This is a genomic window from Vibrio sp. S234-5 (assembly GCF_000960595.1).
Classification (GTDB): Bacteria; Pseudomonadota; Gammaproteobacteria; order Enterobacterales; family Vibrionaceae; genus Vibrio.
In genome coordinates this window covers 1-439 of the sequence record NZ_JZAM01000143.1, presented here as the reverse complement: position 1 = coordinate 439, position 439 = coordinate 1, and the positions used below count along the sequence as shown (strand labels likewise).

The following is a 439-nucleotide window of genomic DNA, read 5'->3' as shown; positions in this document are numbered from 1 at the left end:
GCCTAAGCGCAATTCTTGGTCAACAAGTGTCGGTCAAGGCCGCGATAGGCCAGCTTAACTTATTGGTAAAAACGCTCTGTGGTGATGCTGACAAGCGCTTTTTCCCGACGCCAGATGCGATTGCGAATGCCGACGTGAGTTTTTTGCGGATGCCGCAAAGTCGTAAAGAGACGTTGGTGCGTTTCGCTCAGTTTATGCAAAGCAACGCGGAGACGGATCCGCAACAATGGTTAGCGTTGAAAGGCATTGGACCTTGGACGGTCAGTTATGCTCAACTGCGTGGGCAATCCCAACCCGATTGCTTTTTAGATAAAGACTTAGTGGTGAAAAAAGCGATGCAGCGCTACCCATCACTCAATACGCACACCGCAGCCCCTTGGGGAAGCTACGCGACGTTTCACTTATGGAATCAATCATGAACACAGTTTATACCGAGATG

General features: G+C 49.9%; 1 pseudogene. It reads left to right on the top strand.

Features of this window, described 5'->3' with window-relative positions:
• A pseudogene (locus tag UF06_RS06170) lies at nt 1–419 on the top strand (DNA-3-methyladenine glycosylase); the annotation flags it as partial.
• Between the last annotated feature and the right edge of the window lie 20 nt (nt 420–439).